Origin of the sequence: Chryseobacterium sp. Chry.R1, assembly GCF_039645525.1 — a bacterium.
Lineage (GTDB): Bacteria > Bacteroidota > Bacteroidia > Flavobacteriales > Weeksellaceae > Chryseobacterium > Chryseobacterium proteolyticum.
Window position 1 is genome coordinate 1182288 of sequence record NZ_CP151793.1, and the last position, 18473, is coordinate 1200760.

General features: G+C 35.6%; 19 protein-coding genes. 10 read left to right on the forward strand and 9 right to left on the reverse strand.

The window, feature by feature from the left end; all coding sequences use genetic code 11:
• Positions 1–46: 46 nt before the first annotated feature.
• A complete protein-coding gene (locus tag AAEU33_RS05575; protein WP_345991308.1) occupies positions 47–1069 on the reverse strand; it encodes a GDP-mannose 4,6-dehydratase in 1023 nt (340 codons plus the stop codon).
• Between the two features lie 89 nt (positions 1070–1158).
• On the opposite strand from AAEU33_RS05575, the gene AAEU33_RS05580 reads away from it, so the two are divergent.
• A complete protein-coding gene (locus AAEU33_RS05580; RefSeq protein ID WP_172281471.1) occupies positions 1159–1956 on the forward strand; it encodes a DUF2797 domain-containing protein in 798 nt (265 codons plus the stop codon).
• A gap of 36 nt (positions 1957–1992) precedes the next feature.
• Positions 1993–4653: a hypothetical protein gene (locus AAEU33_RS05585; protein ID WP_345991309.1), complete on the forward strand. Its 2661-nt coding sequence runs from the start codon at positions 1993–1995 to the stop codon at positions 4651–4653.
• Between the two features lie 22 nt (positions 4654–4675).
• Here AAEU33_RS05585 and AAEU33_RS05590 read toward each other — a convergent pair whose 3' ends face one another.
• Positions 4676–5026, reverse strand: coding sequence for a hypothetical protein (locus tag AAEU33_RS05590; RefSeq protein ID WP_172281467.1), 351 nt, complete (start codon positions 5024–5026; stop codon positions 4676–4678).
• Between the two features lie 173 nt (positions 5027–5199).
• On the opposite strand from AAEU33_RS05590, the gene AAEU33_RS05595 reads away from it, so the two are divergent.
• Both AAEU33_RS05595 and AAEU33_RS05600 read left to right on the forward strand, forming a co-directional pair.
• Positions 5200–5394 (forward strand): hypothetical protein, encoded by a 195-nt coding sequence (locus AAEU33_RS05595; protein WP_172281465.1) that lies wholly within the window; start codon positions 5200–5202, stop codon positions 5392–5394.
• A 120-nt stretch (positions 5395–5514) separates the two neighbouring features.
• Positions 5515–6561 carry a PA0069 family radical SAM protein gene (locus tag AAEU33_RS05600; protein ID WP_345991311.1) on the forward strand — a complete coding sequence of 349 codons (1047 nt, stop codon included), beginning with the start codon at positions 5515–5517 and terminating at the stop codon, positions 6559–6561.
• Positions 6562–6614: 53 nt separating this feature from the next.
• On the opposite strand, the gene AAEU33_RS05605 is transcribed toward AAEU33_RS05600, so the two are convergent.
• Together AAEU33_RS05605 and AAEU33_RS05610 are read right to left on the reverse strand one after the other, a co-directional pair.
• A complete protein-coding gene (locus tag AAEU33_RS05605; RefSeq protein ID WP_172281461.1) occupies positions 6615–6770 on the reverse strand; it encodes a hypothetical protein in 156 nt (51 codons plus the stop codon).
• Between the two features lie 75 nt (positions 6771–6845).
• The gene (locus AAEU33_RS05610) at positions 6846–7796 is read right to left on the reverse strand and encodes an isopenicillin N synthase family oxygenase (protein WP_172281459.1); all 951 of its coding nucleotides are present in this window, start codon (positions 7794–7796) and stop codon (positions 6846–6848) included.
• A gap of 86 nt (positions 7797–7882) precedes the next feature.
• On the opposite strand from AAEU33_RS05610, the gene menD reads away from it, so the two are divergent.
• Positions 7883–9559, forward strand: a complete 1677-nt coding sequence (gene menD, locus AAEU33_RS05615; RefSeq protein ID WP_273651068.1) for a 2-succinyl-5-enolpyruvyl-6-hydroxy-3-cyclohexene-1-carboxylic-acid synthase — start codon at positions 7883–7885, stop codon at positions 9557–9559.
• Here the strand turns inward: menD and AAEU33_RS05620 are convergent.
• Positions 9556–10182 (reverse strand): aminotransferase class IV, encoded by a 627-nt coding sequence (locus AAEU33_RS05620; RefSeq protein WP_273650174.1) that lies wholly within the window; start codon positions 10180–10182, stop codon positions 9556–9558. The genes menD and AAEU33_RS05620 overlap by 4 nt on opposite strands.
• Positions 10166–11143: an aminodeoxychorismate synthase component I gene (locus AAEU33_RS05625; protein WP_345991313.1), complete on the reverse strand. Its 978-nt coding sequence runs from the start codon at positions 11141–11143 to the stop codon at positions 10166–10168. Before AAEU33_RS05625 ends, AAEU33_RS05620 begins: the two co-directional genes overlap by 17 nt.
• 48 nt (positions 11144–11191) lie before the next feature.
• Here AAEU33_RS05625 and AAEU33_RS05630 point away from each other — a divergent pair, with 48 nt between their 5' ends.
• The 5 genes from AAEU33_RS05630 to AAEU33_RS05650 all read left to right on the forward strand — a co-directional run bounded on the left by AAEU33_RS05630 (position 11192) and on the right by AAEU33_RS05650 (position 14563).
• Positions 11192–11914 carry a hypothetical protein gene (locus tag AAEU33_RS05630; RefSeq protein ID WP_345991315.1) on the forward strand — a complete coding sequence of 241 codons (723 nt, stop codon included), beginning with the start codon at positions 11192–11194 and terminating at the stop codon, positions 11912–11914.
• 71 nt (positions 11915–11985) lie between these two features.
• The gene (locus AAEU33_RS05635) at positions 11986–12720 is read left to right on the forward strand and encodes a beta-carotene 15,15'-monooxygenase (protein WP_172281452.1); all 735 of its coding nucleotides are present in this window, start codon (positions 11986–11988) and stop codon (positions 12718–12720) included.
• A gap of 3 nt (positions 12721–12723) precedes the next feature.
• Positions 12724–13809, forward strand: coding sequence for an AI-2E family transporter (locus tag AAEU33_RS05640; protein ID WP_172281451.1), 1086 nt, complete (start codon positions 12724–12726; stop codon positions 13807–13809).
• A gap of 19 nt (positions 13810–13828) precedes the next feature.
• Positions 13829–14074 carry a DUF3820 family protein gene (locus AAEU33_RS05645; RefSeq protein ID WP_345992741.1) on the forward strand — a complete coding sequence of 82 codons (246 nt, stop codon included), beginning with the start codon at positions 13829–13831 and terminating at the stop codon, positions 14072–14074.
• A 9-nt stretch (positions 14075–14083) separates the two neighbouring features.
• Complete coding sequence (locus AAEU33_RS05650; RefSeq protein ID WP_345991317.1) at positions 14084–14563, forward strand: cupin domain-containing protein; 480 nt, start codon at positions 14084–14086, stop codon at positions 14561–14563.
• Between the two features lie 30 nt (positions 14564–14593).
• On the opposite strand, the gene AAEU33_RS05655 is transcribed toward AAEU33_RS05650, so the two are convergent.
• Genes AAEU33_RS05655 through AAEU33_RS05665 form a run of 3 tightly spaced genes read right to left on the reverse strand, consistent with a single transcriptional unit; the run spans position 14594 to position 18473 of the window.
• On the reverse strand, positions 14594–14974 hold the full coding sequence (locus AAEU33_RS05655; protein ID WP_345991319.1) for a hypothetical protein: 381 nt from the start codon (positions 14972–14974) through the stop codon (positions 14594–14596).
• Positions 14975–14986: 12 nt separating this feature from the next.
• Positions 14987–16978 (reverse strand): excinuclease ABC subunit UvrB, encoded by a 1992-nt coding sequence (gene uvrB / locus AAEU33_RS05660; protein WP_345991321.1) that lies wholly within the window; start codon positions 16976–16978, stop codon positions 14987–14989.
• A gap of 52 nt (positions 16979–17030) precedes the next feature.
• Entirely contained in the window at positions 17031–18473 is a 1443-nt protein-coding gene (locus tag AAEU33_RS05665) for a M56 family metallopeptidase (protein ID WP_345991323.1), read from the reverse strand.

Sequence of the window (18473 nt, forward strand, 5' to 3'; positions counted from 1 at the left end):
CAGGCGTTATTCCCTTTATATAAGGATGCCTGCAACTTACTTGTTGTCATTTTCTCAAAAACCATTCCATAAATTTTTTTATGCCATTTTGGAAGTCTGTGGCTGGTTTGTAGCCAATTAATGTCCGGGCTTTTGTTATATCTGCATTGGTTTTTATGACATCTCCGGGTTGCATCGGCAGCATTTTCTTTGACGCCGTTTTACCAAGTGCTTTTTCTATGGCAGAAAGCATATCCGATAAACAGATGACTTCACTTTCTCCCAGGTTGATGATCTCGTATACTTTGGTGTTTTGTTCCAGATAATCGATCGATTTAATAATGCCATCGATAATATCATCGATATAGGTATAGTCTCTCGCTGTATTTCCATCACCATAATAGGGAATTTCCTGGTTTTCAGAAATTAATCGGGTAAACTTATGTATCGCCAAATCGGGTCTTTGTCTGGGACCATACACCGTAAAAAACCGAAGTTGTATCATATTGATATCATAAAGATGATGGTAAACATGTCCGAGGATCTCACAGCACTTTTTGGTAGCAGCATAAGGGGAAATAGGATTGTCTACGTTATCTGTTTCGGAAAAAGGAATCTTGGTGTTGTTTCCGTAAACGCTTGAAGAAGAGGCGCAAATGAACTTTTTAATGTTGAACTCATTACACAGCTCCCAAAGATTCATTGTTCCTTTTACATTCACTTCTTCATATTCAAGAGGTCTTTCGATAGAAGGACGCACACCGGCAAGTGCAGCCAGGTGAATAACCATGTCAATCTCATGATTGCGGAATATTTCTTCAAGTTTATTTTTATGCCTGATATCCTGGAAATACAGCGTGTAATTATCTGACTGAGTGGTGATAATTAAATTTTTAATATCATTTTCCTTATCTGAAAAATCAAAATCCAAAGTTTTACCTACAGATTCTAATGTATTTTTAATTTTTATCTGATAATTATAAAAATTATCAAAGTTGTCTACGTTTATGACAGAATGTCCATTTTTCAACAGGGATTCTATCAAATGAGAACCGATAAATCCACTTCCTCCAGTTATAAGATACCTCATTCGTGTTTTTTTATTAGCACAAAAATATAAAATTTACTACTTGAAAATATAATCATTAAATTTACTTAAAAAAGTAATATAAAGTTAATATGCAGTTTCAAGGGCAAATTTTAAAAATGACGAGCTATGATGATCAGCCGATTCAGTACTATCTTAATCTTTCCGGTGACCTTATTCACATGAATGAATTGTTCGGAAAAGAGCTGACCATAAGACATACAGGGTTTCAGTGTGTAAACTGTGGAGAAAATAAACCCATATACAGAATGGGTTTCTGCAAAAGCTGCTTTTTTGAAAGCCCATATGCAAGTGACACTATTATCCGTCCCGAACTTTCAACCGCTCATTTGGGAGTAGCAGAGCGTGACCTGGAAATAGAAAAAGAAATCCAGCTGCAACCGCATACCGTATATTTAGCCTATACAGGAGATGTGAAAGTAGGAGTGACACGAAATACCCAGATCCCAACAAGATGGATCGATCAGGGCGCAACTTTTGCTTTACCTATTGCCAGGACGGAAAACCGCTATGAAGCGGGAATGATAGAAGTTGCATTAAAAGATCATTTACCGGATAAAACCAACTGGAAGAAAATGCTTCAGGATGATTTTGAAGGAGAGCTGGATCTGGCGGATTTTCAGCAGAAAATAAAACAGTATTTTCCTGATGACTTTCAGAAATTTTATAGTGAAGGAGAAGAACTTTGGAAATTTGATTACCCTTTTGACAAGCCGGAAAAAGTCAGCTCATTTACGCTGGATAAAAAACCTGAATTTACGGGAAAGTTAACCGGGATAAAAGGACAGTACTTAGGATTTCAGGGAGGAGATTTTATAAATGTAAGAGGACATGAAGGGTATGTAATAGAGTTGAGTGTAAAAAATTAATGTTATATTTAGATATAATTACCTGAAATCGCAAATATGAAAAAATGGGTTAAAAAGCTATTGATTAGCCTGGGAGTATTAGCTGTCATTTTTTTGCTGGCTAACCTCGGATTAAATATCTGGCTTAAAACCCAGCTTCCTAAATATATCAAGAACAATACAGATTATAAAGTTTCCTACAAGAAGCTCGATGTGGATTTGGGAAGTGGAAATATCCTGGCCCAAGGAATAACAGTTAATAGTAAAAACCCGCAAAATACGGATGTGATAGGTCTGCAAGGGACAATAGATACCTTGAAGATCAGTAGATTCGGGATTTATGATGCCTTATTTAATAAGAAGATCAGTTCAAAGGATCTTTCGTTGGTGAAACCCAATCTGAATATTACGCTTGCTAAGCCCATAGATAAAAAGACAGGAAAGAAGCGTAACCCGGTGTTGTTTGAGAATATACGGATCAACAACGGGAACATTAACGTATTCAGACACACAAAACAAAAGTTTGTAGGAGTTAAGGATTTTAATTTATTTGTCGAAAACCTTCAGATGACGGAGGAGTCTGTAGAAGACAAATTACCCGTGGTGTTTGATCGGTATGATATCAAAGGAAAAGATTTTTTCTTTCGTCCTGATAATATTTATGCCATAAAAATCAATAAAATAACAACCACAAACGGGCAAATGCGAGTAGAAGATTTTAAGCTGTTGCCGTTATTGACCATCAATCAGTTCAAAAGATTTTATCCCCAGAAAAATAAATTATTCCAGTTCAACATTCAGAGAATGGAATTTAAGGATGTTGTTTTAAAGAAAAATAATATTTCTCTTGCTAATGCAAGCCTCCTTGATCCGATATTGCTAGTATATGATACCGGAGCTCCGGCCCAAAAAAAAGGTAAACCTTTCAATTTTGAAGTGAACCTCGAAGATGTTGTATTGAGAAACGGTGAAGTACGGATTATTAAACCCGATGGTAATAAACTTTTGTCTGCTCAAAGTTTGAACCTTAATATCAATAAGTTTGTATTTAATAAAGAATCTGCTGAGAATATTATTCCTGTAGGATATAAAAACTTTAATTTTTCCGGCAGAAATATTTATTATGCGGGCAAGCAGAATATTAAGGTTAGCAGCATTGCACTAAATCCAAAGAGTGGAGAGATAAGAGATATTACTGCATTACCAACAGATTCAAAAACATCAATGGATCTTAAAGCGAACCATATTGCTTTTAATATCAACAAATGGGAATTTATCGATAAAAAACTAAATCTCGATGTTAAAGATGTCCTGGTGAATGGGGTGCACGGTACAATAAAAACCCGTGAAGTCGCTCAAAAGCAGAAATCTGAAATAAAGGGAATTCAGTTTCCTGTCATCATAAGAAAGGTAATTGTAAAAAACTCACATATCATTTATGAGAAAGGAAATCAGCCGTTAAGTTTTAATGATCTGAATGCTACAATAAATGGAATAGAACTTAAGCCTAAGGCAAATAATGACGGCATTGGATTAACGGTAAAAGATTATGGGCTTACAACAAAAAACTTTGCTTACAGGACGAAGTTTTATAACATGAGTGTTGCTTCTTTGAATGTCAGTAAAAACAAAGTTCAGATCAGTAACTTTGTCATGAAGCCTCTTGTATCAAGAGCGCAATTTATTAAAATGATTCCTTTTGAAAGAGATTTGTATGATCTGAAAGCGGGTCAGATTACCGCGGAAGGGAATTGGGATTTATTTTCCGGCAATAAATTTATTAATGCTTCCCATGTTGTCATTCAATCTGCTGATGCCAATATTTTCAGGAGCAAGATTCCGGCAGACGATCCAAAAGAAAAACCTTTGTATTCAAGGATGCTTCGGTCTATAAAAATACCGATGTATATTAATAATCTGGACTTAAAGAATTCTGTTTTGGTGTATGAAGAAGATACGCCTGAAAGTTCAGGACCGGGGAAACTGACATTCAGTAACTTTAATATGAATGTCAAAAACCTTAATTCAGCAAAGTTGAAAGGAAAACCTACCCAGGTACATATTAAAATAGACTGCTCATTCATGAACCTGGCTCCTTTGGGAGTCAACTGGAATTTTGATGTCGCCAATCAGCATGATGATTTTACAATTTCAGGAAAGGCTGTTAATCTTCCTGCGCAGGGAATCAATCCTTTTATCCGGCCATATCTTCATATAACAGCTACAGGAACCATACAGGAGATGCTTTTCAATTTTAAAGGAAATCCTGCAGGACTTGGCGGAACTTTTAACCTGAAGCATAAAGATCTGAAAATTGCAATCTTAAATAAAGAGAATAAGGAGAAGAAAGGGTTTTTAACTGCGGTAGCGAATTTGTTTATCAAATCAAACTCTGGGCAATTTCCGGAATCTGTAACAGTGGAAAAAGTAGAAAGGGATCCTACCAAATCCTTTTTTAATTTATTCTGGAAAGGGATTCAGGAAGGACTGAAGAAAACGCTGATAGGAGTTAATACGGATAAAGCTAAAAAAGCAGTTAAAAAGACAGTTGCGGCAGTGGATGATGTTAAAACAAGTATTAAGGATATAAAACAAACCGTATCAAGTGATCATAAGGAAGAACTAAAAAAAGAAGATCCGCCTCAGGCTGAAGAAGAAAAGAAAAAAGGATTTCTGAAAAATGTTTTTAAGAAAAAGGAAAAGCCCGAAAAAGAATAATTCCGGGCTTGATCAATTTATTTTAGAAGTTAAATTCGTCACTTTCCTGAACCGGAATGTCTCTTAAGAATTCATCAAATTTTTCTCCGGGATAATTGCTGTCGGCACCATAAGAATCTATAATCATTCCGATATTTCCTGCTGTATCTTTAACTACATATAAAACTGCATTGTCATCAGGATCACTATCTCCTTCAAAACGGTAAGTTTTTAAGATGGTGAGATCAGACGGCTGGTATTTTTTTTCTGAATTTTCAAACTTCATCTCGCTCGATTCGTTCATTCTGAATTCCCTTTGTATACCTCTTTCTGACAAGGTCTTCATTACCTGGCTTAATGTGGTCATTCTGTCGATGTTTTCTGAATTATCCATAATTATACTTTTAAACATTAGTACAATAATTAAACCATTAATTCAATCATTTTGTAGCCTGGATAAAATATTCTTCGTCTGAAATGATTTTTTAATGTTAACAAAATTTATAATTGAATAAAATGGAAAAGGTACATTTTTTGTTGTAGTGAAAGTATTAAATCGAACAGAATATGAAAAAGGAAATTGGAGTTTTATTGGCAGGAGGTGTAGGACTTTTGGCAGTATTAAGTTTCTTAGGAATAAAAAAGATTTTAAATAAAAAAGATAAAAAATACAGTGATTATTATTCAGATTATCACAGACACTTTGATGGAAAGGATCATGAAGATGAATATCATGGTGTCGAATTTTATGCAATGAAGTAGTAAAACAATATATCTAATTATGTTAAAACCGGCGCCTGTAAAGGGGTCGGTTTTTTTGTGGAAAACTTTAGTGTTAAAACTCATTACTTTTTGATCAAAGCCATCTAATTTTACATCAGGATGCAGAACGAAAATATCATAAAAGGTCAGGGAGCTCAGCGAAATGTAATCAATCGTTTCGACAGGTACACCTTTGAGCCTGAGGATGAAGATTTCGAAACAATAAAAACATCTTTCACTGAAGTTTTTCCCAAGACAATTGTTAATCAGGTGAAAAGTGAAGATCTTCCAATGGAATATTCAATGAATCCTTATCAGGGATGTGAGCATGGATGTGCGTATTGCTTTGCGCGGCCTACTCATGAATATTGGGGATATAGTGCAGGAATTGATTTTGAACGGAAGATCATGATAAAGAAAAATGCTCCACAATTGCTGGAAAAATTTTTCCAAAAAAGAGGATATCAGGCAGCTCCGATTTTACTTTCGGGCAATACTGACTGTTATCAACCTGCTGAAAGACAATTTGAGATTACAAGACAGCTTCTGAAAGTTTGTCTCGATTACAGACATCCTGTCAATGTTTTAACAAAAAATGCATTGGTGTTACGTGATCTCGATCTCTTGCAACCTATGGCAGAACAAAACCTGGTTTCTGTCTCTCTGAGTATTCCAACCATCAATGAAGAATTGCGGCGAAAGATGGAACCGAGGACCAGTTCCGCGAATAATAAATTAAAGGCAATAGAAGTTCTGTCGCAGCATAAGATCCCTGTTAATGTGATGGTGGCTCCAATTATTCCGGGACTCAATAGTGATGAACCATTACATATTTTAAAAACAATTTCTGAAGCAGGGGCGCAAAGCTTTGGTTATACCCTGGTAAGGCTGAATGATACGGTAGAGCCTGTTTTTGTGAGATGGATAGAAGCCAGTTTTCCTGACAGGGCACAAAAGGTCCTTAATCTTATACGTTCCATGAGGGGCGGAAAATTGGGAGATAAAAGGTATTTTGAAAGGCAAAAAGGAGAGGGAAATATCGCTGAGATGATCCATAATACTTTTAAAATTGGCAGGAAAAAGTATTTTGATGGAAAAGAATTTCCTAAACTATCTACAAAAAACTTCACCGGAACAAAAGAGCAGCAACTGAGGCTATTTGAATAGAAAAACAAAACCACTCCGTAAATGGAGCGGTTTTTTATGACTTTTAATTTCAATTACATTGAATCAACAGGACACTTGAAATCATCACTGCAGGTTGCACAGATAACAACTCCGTTACAGTAATACATGCAGAATTCTTCTACAGGTTTGATCCCGGCTCCTGAAATTGCTTTTAATTGGCTGTTGTTTAGTTTTTTTAAGTTTTTCATATTGTTTTAATTAAAAATTTGACACTAAAGTAAATATATAATTAAAATTTGAAATGAAAAAATTAAAAATATAGATTATTTTTTAATTAATCCGAGCTCAATCAGTCTTTCATGTAAGAATTCTCCGGCAGTAGTATCTTCGTACAATTTCGGATTGTTTTCATCTATACAATTTTCAAGACAATTCAAAGACATCCCACTTACCGGATGCATAAAGAAAGGAATCGAGTATCTTGAAGTTCCCCACAATTCCCTTGGTGGATTTACCACTCTGTGAATCGTAGATTTTAATTTGTTGTTTGTATGCCTTGAAAGCATATCTCCTACATTGATCATCAGTTCATCCGGTTCCGCAATAGCGTCAATCCATTCGCCGTCGTGGTTTTGGACCTGAAGTCCCTTCCCCTGAGAACCCATCAGAAGGGTGATCAGGTTGATGTCACCATGAGCCGCAGCTCTTACAGCATCATCCGGTTCCTGGGTGATTGGTGGATAATGGATAGGTCGTAAAATAGAGTTTCCTTCTGCTATTTTATCATCAAAATAAAATTCATCCAGACCAAGATATAATGCCAAAGCTCTCAGAACATATTTTCCTGTTTTTTCAAGCATCTGGTATGTTTCTTTACCTACTTTGTTGAATTCCGGAAGTTCTTCAACGATAACATTGTCCGGATACTCCGTTTTGTATTTGGAATCATCAGACACATATTGCCCGAAATGCCAAAATTCTTTTAAGTCTCCTTTTTTGAAACCTTTCGCGGTTTCTTTACCAAATCCTACATAACCTCTTTGTCCTCCGATACCAGGAATTTCATACTTCTGTTTTGTTTCCGTAGGAAGATCAAAAAAGTTTTTTACCTCTCCATAAAGATTGCCTACCAACTGGTCATCAAGGAAGTGCCCTTTTAGAGCAACAAAACCAATTTCTTCGTAAGCTTTTCCGATTTCATTTACAAATTTCTGTTTGCGTTCCGGGTTGTCCGAAAGGAAATCACGCAGGTCTACACTAGGTATTTTATCCATTTTTAGAAATTTAACGTGGCGCTAAATTACGTCTTTTTTAAATTAAATGATTTTACAATTAAGTATTTATGAACTACATTTGTGATATGAAAAAATATTCTTCTAAGAGAAGCATTCAGATATTGGCAAATCTTCTCCAGCAGTACGGGATTTCAGATGTTGTTATTTCTCCCGGATCGAGAAATGCACCCCTTGCAATTCATTTTTCAGAGATTGATCATTTTAACTGTTTTAGCATTGTAGATGAAAGAAGTGCTGCTTTTGTTGCACTTGGGATGGCTAAAAGCGAAAAAAAGCCGGTGGCCATTACCTGTACCAGTGGTTCTGCAACAGTTAATTATTATCCTGCTGTAACGGAAGCGTTTTATCAGAATGTCCCCCTGTTGGTGTTAACTGCCGACAGACCAGTGGATTTCGTGGATATTTTTGATGGACAGACGATCCGTCAGAATAATATTTTTCATCAGCATTCCTATGGAGACTTCCAGCTTTTAGAGGATAAAGAAGAAAATGCAGAGGATATCAATTTTGAAATGATTAAAAAGGCGATTGAGCTTTGTTTTGAAAAACAAGGTCCTGTGCACATCAATATTCCTCTTGAAGAACCTTTATATGAATTGGTTTCTGAACTTCCTACTTTTCCAACCGTGGAAAAAACGATTAAAAAGAAAGAATATGAAATTCCTTCGAATCTTGTAGCGGATTGGAATACTTCACAACGTATCATGATCCTGGTAGGGACAAAGGATTATATCCCTGAGCTTGAAAATCAGCTGTCACAATTGGTTAAAAACCACACAGCGGTTGTTTTGAGTGAGGCGAATTCAAATGTATACCATGAAAAATTCTTTAGATTTATAGACCGTTATATCTTTAATTTTACTGAAGAAGATTATAAAAAATATGCACCGGATTTATTGATCACGGTAGGGCAGAATGTAGTTTCCAAAAAAGTGAAACAATTTTTAAGAAAAGCCCGCCCAAAGCAGCATTGGCATCTTGATGAAGTCTGGCAGCCTGATACTTATTTTTCTTTAACAGAGAAAATAGAGGTAAAACCGGAAGTATTCTTTTCTAAGTTATTGAAGTTTATTAATCTTGAGCCAAGGCCATATTATAACCTTTGGGATGTTCTTAGAGATAAGAAGGATGCTAAACACGAGAAGTTCTTAAACCTTGTTGAGTTTTCGGATTTTTATTTCTTTAACAAAGCTTCACAAACCGTACCGGAGAACTATAATATCCACTTCAGCAACAGCTCGGGTATCAGATATGCTCAATTATTTGATTTTGGCAGAAGAAAGATGTATTGTAACAGAGGAACAAGCGGAATTGACGGTTCTACTTCGACTGCAATGGGGTTTGCCATTAAAAACTCCAATCCTACTTTATTAATTACAGGAGATTTGAGTTTCTTCTACGATATTAATGGCTTGTGGAATCAATACATCCCGCCTTTTGTAAGGATTATCATCTTTAATAACGGAGAAGGAAATATTTTTAAAATTATTCCGGGACCTGGTAATGCCAATCCTAATACGCTCGATGAGTTTATAGCAACAAAACACCATAAAAATGCTGAACATCTTGCGAAGCATTTTGGGTTTTCTTACACCAAAGTGGAAGATGACAGAACGTTAGACCGGGTTTTAGATAATTTTTTCAAACCCGATACTTTGCCTAAGATTCTGGAAATCAATACCCACGGAACCAATAGTGCAGATGTCCTTAAGGGGTATTTTGAATTTATGAAAGAAAGCTAAAGATCCAGATACTCTTCGTTGCCGGGTAAATTGTTAATCCTGGCAATGGGATAGATAAACATATCATCGAAGTCATTCAAAGCATTGATCAATTGGAAATGGGAAAACTCTTTAATGTTTTGTAAGGTGATTTCCGTTTCCTTTATTTTCTTTTTCTTTAATAGGTTCTGTCTTTGAACACCGTTCAAAAGGTAAGTGGAAGGAGTAAACCACTCTTTACCCTTCATAAATAAAATATTGGAGAACGAAGTATCGGTGATATGGTTGTTTTTGACGATGATAATTTCCTCGGCTTTAGATTTCATCTTCATTTTTTCAAGTTCCTTGCGGTCTTCAAATTTAAATGAATAGTCAAAAGTATTATTTTCTACCAATTGAAAGTCTAATATTTCCGGAATAGCATAAGGAATCATTTGTGTTCTGACTTTCTTGTCCAGATCATAAGCAATTCTTAATTTGAAAAGGCCGTCTTCATCATGGTTGAGGCTTTTGAACAATTTGGAAAGATCTATCGATCCTTCTTTCCCAAAGTGTGCAAAGGTTTCATTCACCCTTTTTTGGTGAAGATCTAACAAAAAAACTTCCTGATCTTCAACTTTAATACTTTCAATAAATTGGAACATAAATTTTGTTTTTCATTTCCTGATATTCATCTTCTAATTTGCTCATATGCGTTATTCCGCCACCACTTTTAAAATATAAAGTGTCGTTTTCCTTTTCAATAAAACGGATCATTACACAACTGTCTACATTTTTACCATCAAACCAGCCGCATACGCCCGTATAATATCCTCTTCCATAGCCTTCGGCATCTAGAATGATTTCCAGTGTCTTTGGTTTTGGAGCACCTAAGATAGAACCTGCAGGAAGCAGAGTTTTCATGATACTTCCAATTTTGCCTTCAAATTCAGGTTTTATATTTCCTACAATTTCAGAACTCATGGCATATAGGTTCTTTTGTTGCGTTTTAATCAGGTCAATATTCTGAAAATGAGTTACCTCTACTTCGTCTGACACCATGCTTAGATCATTTCTTAGCAAATCTACAACCGTATAATGTTCAGCTTTTTCTTTTTTATCATTCTTAAGGATTTCTTTTGCATTTTCAAGAGAGGCATCGATGGTTCCTTTCATTGGATATGTGAAAATTTTACCGTCAATGATCTTTACAAAAGTTTCCGGAGAAAAAAATACGAAAAAATCTTTATAAAAAACTTTATATTTCGCATCGGAGTGAAGAAATATCTCTTCTAGGGATAAATTTGTTTCAATTTGAGTTTTTCTTGTATAATTAACTAGGTAGGAGTTTCCTAGACTAATATTTTTCTGAACTTTATCAAATCCTGCTTTAAAGCTCTCTAATGTTTCCGGATAGGACTTCCATTCAATTTTTTTGTCAAGGGTTTTGCTCTTTTTTAGCGTTGAAAATGATTGAAAATCAATCTGTAAACCCGATTTATCAAGTTCGTTTTCTAAGTAGATTTCCACATTTTCACACAAGAAGTCGATGATGAAGAAATAAGGAGTCTTCCGGATAGAAAGCTCATCCATTTCTATAAATTTTTGATGATTCATTGAAAACATTCGACAAAAGTACTTATTGATGTTTACTTTTGCACAAAATATTTTTACATGCAGAACAAATATCCGCAGAAACCGGGAATTGATTTTATACTGAAGCAGGCATTTTTCTATTGGAATAAAACTCTGATTTTTCAACTGATGTTTTCCATTATTTACTTTGCTATATTTTTTACGGGAATGTTTTTCTTCGCTTCCCGGTTTGGAATATGGGAGCAGAGCCAGGAGTTGTCTGAAGCACTTCGTTTGGGTACCAAAGTCTATATGGAAAAAGCGGCCGCGATGAGTGCAACCGAAAACTATCAGAAATTCAGTTATGGAATATTAGGGATCATTGTTTTTCTTTATCCTCTGAACCTTGGATTTTTCCAGATTTTCAGAAAAATGGACCTTAATGAAAAAATAATGTTGGGGGATCTGTTTGCGGGATATAACGGACTAAATTTCTTTAAATATATCAGTTACTTTTTATTCTGGTTTTTCATTTATCTTTTAACTGCACAAACTATTATCCTGGGTGTTGCGTGGGTATTTGTAACCATTTTTGTTGCTCCGCTTATGTTTTTTGCTGATAAAAGAATTTTTGAAGCAATCACATTGAACTTTAAAGCTTTGAAAATGTACTTTGTAGAAATTGCAGTATGTATTATCGTAGCATTTATTTTTAAATATGCCGGATTTGCTCTGTTTCTGGTGGGAGGACTTTTTACATTTCCTTTTTGGAATGCAATTATATATTCACTATACAAGACTGTTTTTTCAGAAAAAAATTAAATTTTAGCATTGCTTAATGCTTTTTTTATCAAAAAAAATTAAATTTGGTAAAACATTAAAAAAATTAAGCCATGTCTGGATTCGACGAATTTGATCAGCAAGGTTCTGTTCCCAACAGGGATACCGGATCAATTATTTCTCATGCCTTTGAAATGTATAAAGGGGTATTTCTTTATGCTATAGTTGCCATGATAGTATATCTTATCGGGGGATTTATTATTCAGTCTGTAACAGGCTTCAATTCTGCTTCCATGGTGGAAGAGATGAAAAATGCAGGGGATGATATTTCCGCTTTTAGTTATTGGAATGCACCCGGATTTCCCTTATATCTTACTTTATCAGGATTGCTGGGAATTCTTCTGGCTCCGTTATATGTGGGATTGATCTATATTGTAAATAAATACAACACAAAAAATGCAATAGAATTCTCGGATCTATTTATCGGATATCGCCAGAATTTCGTGAATATATTGATATACAGTCTTATATCGGGCGTTATATCCAGTATAGCGATTTCTATATGCTTTTTCCCATTCTTCTTTGTTTATCCTTTACTGTTGCTAGGGTATCCTATTTTATTATTTGAAAATGCTTCAGCTACAGAAGCTCTGGGGAAATCATTCAATATCGCAAAAGAAAACTACGGAACTTTCCTTGGCACTACTATTGTAGGGTTTTTAATATCATTTGCAGGTATTGTACTTTGCTTTATAGGAGTTATTATTACCGCTCCGTTCATCATGGTGGTAATGTACTCAGCCTATTGTGCTTTCCTGGGGAAACCAAGGCAAATAATGTTCAAATAATATATGAATAAAGAAAAACAAATAAGCGGGGTTGCAATAAAACAGGTTTTCCTGTTGGCTATAATTTTGGTATTGACAGGGCTGATTTGTTTTAATCTTGCGCTATTTATTCCATCCGTATTAGGAGCTATTACAATTTATGTTGTTTGCAGAAAATATAATTTTTATCTCCAGGAAGTAAAAAAATGGAAACCCTGGCTGGCTTCATTTGTACTGATGCTGGCAAGCCTCATTATTCTGATTTTACCCATTTATTTTATTGCAGATCTTTTAATAGATAAGCTTGGGAATGCACAGGCATATATGGCGAAATTCAATGTGTTTCTTGAGAAAATACATACTTATATTGATAAGAAATTTGGATTTGATATCCTGAGCAAGGAGAATATGGATAAAGTAAAAGGCTCTGTTGGAAAGGTTTCTACCATTGCCTTAAGCGGAACATTTAATACGCTTACGGTAATTATGTCCATGTATTTTATTCTTTATTTCCTTCTGGAAAAGCCCAGATTATTTGAAAAGATACTTACTTCATCGGCTCCTTTAAAAAGAGCTAATGTCTCTTTGATAGGAGAGAAAATGAGAAAACTCATCATAGCTAATGCAATAGGAATTCCTGTTGTGGCTATAGGCCAGGGGGTGGTTGCATTGATTGGTTATTTCGTATTCGGAGCACCAAGCCCTGTTCTTCTTTTTGCATTAACTGCTGCGGGATCTATGATTCCTGTTGTAGGGGCTGCAATTGTTTATATTCCTGTTTGTATTTATATGATAGCCGTGGGAGATACAGGACCGGGCCTTGGATTGGCTGCGTACTGTCTTGTTGTGGTAGGCCTAACAGATAATTTACTTCGTTTTACTTTATTGAAAAAACTGGAAGATATCCATCCGCTGAACACCGTATTCGGAATTATTATGGGGATGAATCTTTTTGGCTTTATGGGTCTTATTTTTGGGCCTATCCTGATTTCTCTTACCCTTCTGCTTATTCAGGTGTACAGGAATGAATTTTCAGATAACGAAACACATCCCGACCTGCAATTACCGGATAAAGATGATGATGTGGACAATGTGGACTTAATACTATAATATTATAATTGTGGAAGGAATAAATTCGGAAATACTAAAGGAAATTTGTATTGTAAAAATGCCTTTTGGAAAATATGAAGGGACAATACTTGCAGATTTACCGGTAAGTTACCTGGAGTGGTTTAACAGGCAGGGGATGCCCAAAGGAAAATTGGGAATGCAGCTCTCAACCATTTATGAAATAAAACTGAATGGGCTGATGGATTTGCTCGCTCCGATCAGGCAATTATACGGATCGCCTAAAAATAAGACCTATAAATTTTAAACTATACGTATGGATTCTAAAAAAATGGTGGAAACATTAAAGTTGGAACCACATCCGGAAGGAGGATATTATAAAGAAACATATAGGAGTGAACAAACATTAACCTTAAAAGAGGGGAGTGTAAGAAACGTAAGTACAGCTATTTATTACATGTTGGAAAATAAAAATAAGTCCTCATTTCACCGGATCAAGTCTGATGAGTTGTGGTTTTTCCACCAGGGTGAACCTTTGGAAATTGTTTTTATTAAAGATGGGGAATTGCATACCATATTATTGGGGAATTCTTTAGAAAATGGGGAAGTCCCACAAGTAAGAATAGAAGCAGGTTTGTGGTTTGCAGCAAAAATATCAAATGGTACCGGCTATTCATTAGTAAGCTGTACAGTTGCTCCGGGATTTGATTTTTTAGATTTTGAACTAGCAGAAAGAAGTGTATTACTTCAACAATATCCTGATTTAAAAGAAGTCATTGAAGAGTTTACACATTAATGATCGTGTAGGCGAATTCTCATTAACTATTTAGTTGGTTTGATAAATTACAGGGATTAGAAAGAGAACACAACCAATAAAAAAAGCAAAAGTTAATAAATGAACCCTGTAATCATTTATTCTTAAGAAAAGAAACTGATTGACTATTCTTAGAGCCCAAAATCCTGAATTCACGAATAGAAAATATTTACCAAAGTTTGTTTCTAAGATATCTTTATTAAAATAAAGACATATTAACCCTGTGGCAAAGAAAACAAAAATCATCTGGATATTTAAGATTTGCATTATTCCTTTGTTAATCTGAGAAAGTTTTGACAAATCCTTTTTCCAATTAAAAAACGTCCAGAAAAATAAATGAAACCCACCAAGTAATAAAGAATAAATTCCACAAATAATGATGATTGTTTCCATTGTTGTTCTCGATTAGTTCTTCAAACCTGCAATCTCATCTCTTAGTTTAGCCGCTTTTATGAAATCAAGATTTTTTGCTGCAGCTTCCATTTCCTTCTGCTTTTGCTCAATTATTTTCTCAATATCTCCGCTTGCATAATTTGCTTTGGTTTCAGCAACTTTCTGTAAAATTTCCTTGTGAGTATATTTTTCATCCGGGAAGTCCTTGCTTCGTCCTACTAGATTTTCAGAGATTTTTTTATTTAAAGCAGTCGGAACCAGGCCATTTTCTTCGTTGTGCTTCATCTGCTTTGATCGGCGATATTCCGTTTCATCTAAAGTAGCCTGCATAGATTTCGTGATTTTATCGGCATACATGATTGCTTTACCATGGACATTCCTTGCGGCTCTTCCGACCGTCTGGATCATTGATCTTCTGCTTCTTAGCATTCCTTCTTTGTCTGCATCCAATATGGCTACGAGTGAAACTTCAGGTAAATCCAATCCTTCCCTTAAAAGGTTAACACCAATTAAAACATCGAAAACTCCCAATCGAAGGTCCTGCATAATCTGGATTCGCTCCAATGTTTCAACGTCTGAGTGGATATATCGCGTTCTGATTCCAAATTTTGTAAAATACTTGGTCAGCTCTTCAGCCATTTTTTTGGTTAATGTAGTCACCAGTACTCTTTCGTCTGCTGCAGCGCGCTTGTGAATTTCTTCCATCAGATCATCGATCTGGTTAAGTGAAGGTCTCACTTCTATAACAGGATCTAAAAGCCCGGTAGGACGGATAATTTGTTCAATATAAGCTCCTCCCGTTTTTTCAAGTTCGTAATCTGCAGGCGTAGCAGACACATAGATCACCTGGTTCTGCATGCTTTCAAATTCTTCGAATTTCAAGGGCCTGTTATCCATTGCTGCCGGCAGTCTGAAGCCATATTCTACCAGGGCTTCTTTTCTGCTTCTGTCTCCGCCATACATTGCGTGAACCTGAGGAACAGTAACGTGACTTTCATCAATGACCATCAGAAAATCCTTTGGAAAATAATCAATCAGGCAGAAAGGCCGGGAGCCGGGTAATCTACCATCCAGGTATCTTGAATAGTTTTCTATTCCTGAGCAGTAGCCAAGTTCCTTAATCATTTCAAGATCAAGTTCTGTTCTTTCCTGTAGCCTTTTTGCCTCCAAAGGTTTTTCAATTGAGTTGAAGAAGTCTACCTGTTTGACCATATCATCCTGAATGTTTCTTATCGCTCCGTTTAAGGTCTCCTTTGAAGTTACAAATAGGTTGGCCGGATAAATCTGGATTTGTTCAAAATTGGAAGTTACATTTCCGGTAACAGGATCAAAACTTTGGATTTTTTCAATCTCGTCTCCAAAAAACTGGATTCTTATCGCATCATCAGCATAAGCAGGAAAAACATCTATTACATCTCCTTTTACCCTAAAGGTCCCTCTTTGGAATTCGTTCAGGGTTCTTGCGTAAAGAGCACTTACCAAAGAATGAAGAAGAGCTGTTCGGGTCACTTTCTCACCGATTCCGATAGAGATCAGTGATTTATGAAATTCAGTTGGATTCCCGATACCGTAAATGCACGAAACTGAAGCTACAATGAGAACGTCTCTTCTTCCGGATAATAAGCTTGCCGTTGCGGAAAGACGTAGTTTTTCTACTTCCTCATTAATGCTGAGGTCCTTTTCTATATAAGTTCCGGTAGTGGCAATATAAGCTTCGGGCTGATAATAGTCGTAATAACTCACAAAATATTCTACCGCATTTTCAGGAAAAAACTCTTTAAATTCCATGAATAGCTGAGCTGCTAAAGTTTTATTATGAGCTAAAACTAAAGTTGGCCGCTGAACGTTATTCACGACATTAGCAATGGTAAATGTTTTTCCGGATCCTGTAACCCCTAATAAGGTTTGATATTTCTCGCCGATTTCAATGCCTTCGGTAAGCTTTTCAATGGCTTGAGGCTGATCGCCGGTAGGTTTATATTCTGAATGAAGATTAAAATTCATACATCAAATTTATAAAAAAAAAGAGTCCTTTTCAGGACTCTCATAATTATTATCATTTTTTCTTATTTTCAAATATCATAGCTAATGGCAGCTTAAAAACCGTTGGTGCGGGTTTGCCATCTGCCAGTGCGGGTTTCCAGTTGATATTTTCTGTAGAGGCTTTAATGGCTCTTACGCTCTCGTCATTAAAAAGTTTGTTTTTTCCATCTGCCACTACTTTTTCTACTGTCCCTTCAGCATTTATTGAAATGAATACATTAGATTGGAGCCGGCCTTCATCTCCTTTAAATACACTACCGTTAAAATTTTTTGCCACCTTGTTTCGGAATTCATTAATTCCCTGAGGGAATTCTGCCTGGATAAAAGAAGTGCTCGCCGGAGGCGGAGGTGGTGGGATGTTCTGATCTCCACTCATGTTTGCTTTCTTAGATCCATTTTTTTCTACACGAGGAGGAGATGGAGGAGGAGGTGCGCTATTTTTATTGATTTTTGCCTTTTTTACATTCGCTTTTTTTGTGGGGCGAATGGTGTCAGTAATACTTTGGTGATCTTTCCTACTCTGCTTAGAAGATATTTCTTGTAAAGTACTGAAGGATTCTACTGCATATTCTTCCATGGGTGTACCGTTACCTGAAACGTAATTGCTGGCATAGGTCTTTTGGACAAATAAGGCAAAAGCTGTTATGAGTAAAGGGATGGTAATGGCTTTTTTTAAGCCTGCGAATTTGGTTTTTTTAGTGTTCATCATAATAAATCGTTTTTTGGTGTTGTTGAAATTAAATGAGTGTGTGAAATCAAATTTTTGAGAATCAATTATTTCATCGAGTATCAGATTTTGATAATCTTTGATATTGAAATTGTTTTTCAATACGCGGTCATCAGCTAAGAATTCATGATTGGTGATCATTGCTCTTCTGTAGAAAAAGAGGGCAGGATTAAACCATGTTATTACCTTTAAAAATTCGATCAGGAATAGATCCCAGCTATGCTTTTGATCCAGATGGCTTTTTTCATGTAAGAATATCCTTGGATCAATTTGGTCGTTAATAAGATAATTTTTCCCCAGGTAAATAGTTTTTCCAAAGGTGAATGGGGAGAGGTTATTCTCAGAGATGATTATTTTATACCCTTCCTGATATCTTACTTTTCCTTTTATATTCCGGATTTTTAAAATTGAGAGGAATGCCTTTACTAAAAGCATTAAAGTAATAGCTCCATATATAATCCAAAGAATATTGGTCCATTCAAAAGCTTCTTCCTTAGCCGGAAGGCTTAATATCTGTTGAGTGGTTTCTTCAAAAATTAGTTGTGGACTTTCTGTTGTAACGGGACCTTTTGCTGTGATTGAGATAAAAGGAACCGTATAGGCAAATGCGAGGGAAAAAAGCAGAAAGAACCTGTTAAAGTGGTGCATTTTTTCTTTTTCCAATAACAAATGGTACACTCCAATAAAAAGTGAAGAACACAAAACAATTTTAAAAAAAATATAAAGCAT